Genomic DNA, 5115 nt, shown 5'->3' with positions numbered 1-5115 from the left:
TTTTTATAAGTAAACCAGAGCGGGTCATTAGCTCAGTTGGTAGAGCAGTGGACTTTTAATCCATTGGTCGATGGTTCAAGTCCATCATGACCCACCACTTCTGGTACACTTTCTCCGTATAATATATTTCTTAGTATCTCCCTTATTTTTATTTATAAACTGCCTGACTAGATTGCTATTATTTAGCGTTCGTTTCTCGTATAATTTGCACTATTAATTGCACTGTAAATAAAGTGGTCGAGAACATGAGTTTAGCTCAAACTATTATGCCTGAAGGTTATATTTTCCCTCCTAAGCCGGCACCGTTAACACAAGACGAAAAAGGCGAATATAAAGCGCGTATAAAACAATTACTGCAAGAGAAAAACGCGGTACTTGTTGCTCATTATTACACTGATCCTGAAATTCAAGCACTTGCTGAAGAAACGGGCGGCTGTGTAGCCGATTCACTCGAAATGGCGCGTTTTGGCGCTCGCCATGAAGCCGATATGATCATCGTCGCGGGTGTACGTTTTATGGGTGAGACTGCTAAAATTTTAACCCCTAACAAAACCGTGGTTATGCCAACACTTGAAGCGACTTGTTCATTAGATATTGGTTGCCCAGTGGATGAGTTTTCAGCGTTTTGTGATCAACACCCAGACCGTAAAGTGGTAGTGTATGCTAACACTTCTACCGCGGTTAAAGCGCGTGCTGATTGGATAGTTACCTCATCGTGTGCACTTGAAATAGTAGAGCACTTAGATGAGCAAGGCGAAAAAATTATATGGGGTCCAGATAAGCATTTAGGCAGTTATATTCAAAAGAACACTGGCGCCGATATGATCATGTGGAACGGCGCATGTATTGTACATGATGAGTTCAAAACCAAAGCGCTAAAAGACTTTAAAGTCTTGCATCCAGATGCAGGCGTATTGGTGCATCCCGAATCACCGGCTGAAATTGTTGAACTCGCTGATGCTGTTGGCTCTACTAGCCAGCTTATTAAAGCAGCGCAAACTATGCCTAATAAAAAGTTTATTGTGGCGACCGATCGCGGTATCTTTTATAAAATGCAGCAACTATGCCCAGATAAAGAGTTTTTTGAAGCGCCAACGGCTGGTAGCGGCGCTACATGTAAAACTTGCGCTCACTGCCCTTGGATGGCAATGAACGGCTTACAAGCGATTGAGGAAGCACTGATTGATGCCAGCGGTAAAGAAGTGTTTGTTGATATGGATTTGCGTGAAGGCGCACTTAAATCATTAAATCGCATGCTAGACTTTACAGCCAATATGGCAAAATAATAAATAGCAATATAATGCATTAGATAAAGGCGATACTCAGGTATCGCCTTTTTATTTGCTTATGAGTAGTTAGTTTGATTATTGAGCAGTTAAAAGCATGGTGTTAAAAAGGCCTTGCACCAAGCAAGTGTATTTCATACTATAGCGCGCTGTTGCAAAGCAACATTGTGGAGAGATGGCTGAGTGGCTGAAGGCGCACGCCTGGAAAGTGTGTTTAGGTTAATCCCTAACGAGGGTTCGAATCCCTCTCTCTCCACCATTATTCTATATTAGGACGTCTCAGGACGTCCTTTTTTGTGCCTGTAATAAAGTTAAGCGTGTTGGCTTTGTACTTGGCGTTTGTTTTTACGCTGATGTTTTAATGTATACATTCGTTGGTCGGCTAAGGTTAAGCAGGCTTTGTAGTCATTACATTCCTCACTACTAGCTAAGCCATAGCTCACGCCTGATAACGGCCAATGTTTTTGAACTTGTTGATGAATATAGTTTAACGACTCGTTGATGCTCAGGGTGAGTTGGGCGAGCTGTTGTGCTGACTGAACGTTACACACACAAATAAACTCATCACCGCCGGTTCTGCATACCTCGCCTTTGTCGGCTAACGCATTTTGTATTAACCGCGTAACCTCAATGAGTAGCTTGTCACCGTGAGCATGACCTAGGTGATCGTTAACGCTTTTAATATTGTCGCAATCTATAAACACAATGAGATAAAAATTATCTAAGTTATCGAGCTTTTCTTGTAATTGCAGCCGGTTTCCTACTTTGGTGAGTGGGTCTATGCGTGATAGCTCTAGCGCTTTTATAAAATTATTTTGCTTTATTTTTAGCCATTCAGATAAAGAAAGTAAAATACAGATACAATCAATGGCCAGAGCAATAAGTACCCATAATTCAGGTGAACTTATTTCTATTAAATTTAGGTGCGATAAAATAAAAATAACTAAGGACAAGCTATAAACAAGGTTGCCAGTTAAAAAATATTTCGCTCTAAAGTCCCTCATCCCCAGCATTTTAAAGCCCAGTTTTAAGCTTAAATACACCCAAATGGCAGCAAGGAAATGAGCTAAATAAAACACCCAATGAAAGGGTAAAAAGGGGTTTAAAAAACCACAGGCAAGTGCGGTTATGGAGAAGTATTTTAAAAATCGGCTAATACCAGTGCGGGTATGTTGGTCAAAGTTAAATAAGTAATAGGCAAATGAACTGGCACAAGCAATAGCAAAGGCAAAAATATACATGCCAAAGTAATGGGTGTTAATTGCGTGGTAATTAAAAAGTAACGCAACTACCCCCGCGGCGAATGCCCAACCAATGCCGTGTAATCCTATATAACCTGCACAAAATAATGCCACGCGATGTCGTGTTTTAAAAAACATGATCAAGGCCATGCAAGCCAAGGTCAGCATTATAGTAATAGACACTAAGCTTAATGAATTGATATAAAACTGAAGTTTAATAAACCTAGATTGAGGAATAACATTAATGCTGACAGGTTTAGCAAAGTGTTTAGCATTAACATAAAGCCATAAAACACCGTGTGAATTAGCTTCTAGTTGTAATTCAAAAGCTCGGCTGTGCATTACAATGGCTGATGGGCTGGCACTATCTTGCGAAAAATCAGCGACTTTTCTGATCCCACTAGTATCTTGATAAAAAGCAACGCCACTATCTAAATAATTAATTTGGGGGATTATATACCAGCGACCTGCGCTCTCTGTGGTTAAACTGATTTTTGCTATTGCACTGCCATGGGCACTATACAGCGAAGTGACGGGAGTACTTACATTGTTATAAGCATTAATGAGTTGCTCACCTTGGGTTGGTTTAGCTAAATCTACTTGATGCCACATAGCTGACTTTAGTTGTAAGCTGTCATTTTGATTTAATGCTACAGCAAAAGCATTAAAACTAATGGTTTGAAATAGTAAACAACATATAAAATTGAAAGTGTACCGCATGTAATACCTAAGTTAGTTACCGGTAAAAATTGTACTGCATTTTTAACAGAATAATTATTGCTATGACCGCTTTAGCGTATTCTTGCTTTATAGTTACTAACTTTAATCACTAAACGGTGAGCTGTTATTATAAAAATATAGTTAATGATTAATTAAAGGGTTAATAATTTATCTAGTTTGGCTATTGAGCAATATTTATGACAAAAATACTCTTTAAGGTTTACGCTCGTGTAGACGTGTGATTAGTTTCTGATTGATTTACATGAATTTGATATTCATAGCGATGAATGATTATAAATCGCTATGCAAAAGGAGATACTTATGACTATTTTATTTAAAGTTATGCTCCATAATTTTATCTGATAACGCGCTAAGTATATCGACTACTTTAAAGCTTGCTTGCTCCATAAGAGATACTTTTTCAACAGCAGTATTGAGATCGCCTAATTGGAATGCTTCTAGAGCAGCAAAGCCATTTTTGTGGACATCTGCATGTGGTTTCTCTAATGCTTTGAAGTCGTTAATGCTTGAATATTTTAATGCACCTTCACCTTGATAGTACCATTGACCTAAACGGCACATGGTATGATCAGAAAAGTCTTCTGCCGTCTTGTTTGATTGACCTAAAATGACTTTATAAATATCGTATTTCCATACAATATGGTCCATTTTTACTGTTTGAATAAATGCATCCGCACTTGAATTAACAATAACGCTATACATATTTTGTGATAGTTCAACCACCTTTTTAGCAGTAGTATCAATTTCTAATGAGCTATTTGCAATGCCATCACTTTCTTCGCTAACGTTAGTAATGTTAGTTACAACGCTTTGCATTTGCTCATTAACCTTATCTATTAAATTAGATATCTCGTTAGATGCCTCAGAAGAGCGTTGAGCAAGCGTTCTCACTTCATCTGCGACGACTGCAAACCCTCGCCCTTGCTCTCCCGCTCTTGCTGCCTCAATGGCTGCATTAAGTGCGAGTAAATTTGTTTGATCAGAAATCCCTTTAATTATGTTTACAAAATCATTAATGCCGATTGTTACTGACTGCAATTCTTTAACGGATTTAGAGGCGGACTTTGTATCTCTTGAGATATTATGTGTTGACGATGAAGTCGTTGCTAACATATCTAAAATTGTATCAAGTAATTCTTGGGATGACTTAAATGACGTAATATCATTGATTAGTTTATGTGAAGTTGAGGCTAAGCTTTCTCTGATATCACTAATTAAATCAGATGACTGCAATGATAAGGTATTTAATTCACGCTGTTTTACAAATGCCGTATCGTTTGCTATTTCATTGTGGTTTAGTTGTGATTTCTCGCTGTTTACTGCTAATAATTGCTCCTCAAGTTTTTCATTGGCTTTTTTTAATTGCATTAACTCGTTATTTAACTCGTTAATTTTGTTTTTATATTTTGAATTGAACAGCATGTAGACCCCAATTTAAACACGGAAAATAAACGTTATATTTTTTATTAAATTTACCTGATTATAGATTACATAATTCGATTTTTAACAGGGCTGGAATTAATGTCCACCCAAATCGATTTTTATAAGAGTAACTTACAACACAATAATAGATGCTTTATAACTTTTTGGTAAAAAACTTTTCATTTCATGCTTATAACAAACTTATTTAAAATGGTCACTATTTTAGAGGTTAGGGTCTGTTGACCTTTCAAGGTTGGATTTGCAGCAGTCTGTTTGGTATTTAGGCAAGGCAGCGCCTATGTGGTTTATTCCCCATAAATAGGCGATAACGCAGTATCCATGCCAAACAGGCGCTGCCCGAAGGGTTCTGCCTAGGGGCGATTTACTCTTTGTTGCTCGGTTTTTACTTATTCTTACATGGTTGT

Annotated in this window: 3 protein-coding genes and 2 tRNA genes; 3 read left to right on the top strand and 2 right to left on the bottom strand. The window is 37.8% G+C overall.

Annotated features, from left to right (window positions below; translation table 11 throughout):
• Positions 1-21: 21 nt before the first annotated feature.
• The 3 genes from CWB76_RS17345 to CWB76_RS17335 all read left to right on the top strand — a co-directional run bounded on the left by CWB76_RS17345 (position 22) and on the right by CWB76_RS17335 (position 1545).
• Positions 22-97 (top strand) — tRNA-Lys (locus CWB76_RS17345).
• A 148-nt stretch (positions 98-245) separates the two neighbouring features.
• Positions 246-1286 carry a quinolinate synthase NadA gene (gene nadA / locus CWB76_RS17340; RefSeq protein WP_008466811.1) on the top strand — a complete coding sequence of 347 codons (1041 nt, stop codon included), beginning with the start codon at positions 246-248 and terminating at the stop codon, positions 1284-1286.
• A gap of 169 nt (positions 1287-1455) precedes the next feature.
• Positions 1456-1545: transfer RNA gene (locus tag CWB76_RS17335), tRNA-Ser, on the top strand.
• A gap of 52 nt (positions 1546-1597) precedes the next feature.
• Here CWB76_RS17335 and CWB76_RS17330 read toward each other — a convergent pair.
• Together CWB76_RS17330 and CWB76_RS17325 are read right to left on the bottom strand one after the other, a co-directional pair.
• The gene (locus CWB76_RS17330; protein ID WP_138609274.1) at positions 1598-3247 is read right to left on the bottom strand and encodes a GGDEF domain-containing protein; all 1650 of its coding nucleotides are present in this window, start codon (positions 3245-3247) and stop codon (positions 1598-1600) included.
• Between the two features lie 330 nt (positions 3248-3577).
• A complete protein-coding gene (locus CWB76_RS17325) occupies positions 3578-4690 on the bottom strand; it encodes a methyl-accepting chemotaxis protein (RefSeq protein ID WP_138609272.1) in 1113 nt (370 codons plus the stop codon).
• Positions 4691-5115 lie beyond the last annotated feature (425 nt).

It is taken from the genome of Pseudoalteromonas sp. S1609, assembly GCF_005887255.1.
Classification (GTDB): Bacteria; Pseudomonadota; Gammaproteobacteria; order Enterobacterales; family Alteromonadaceae; genus Pseudoalteromonas.
This window is presented reverse-complemented; position numbering and strand designations above follow the sequence as displayed.

Coding starts and splice junctions, on each gene's coding strand:
- nadA (WP_008466811.1), top strand. CDS start 246: ATGAGTTTAGCTCAAACTATTATGCCTGAAGGTTATATTTTCCCTCCT.
- CWB76_RS17330 (WP_138609274.1), bottom strand. CDS start 3,247: ATGCGGTACACTTTCAATTTTATATGTTGTTTACTATTTCAAACCATT.
- CWB76_RS17325 (WP_138609272.1), bottom strand. CDS start 4,690: ATGCTGTTCAATTCAAAATATAAAAACAAAATTAACGAGTTAAATAAC.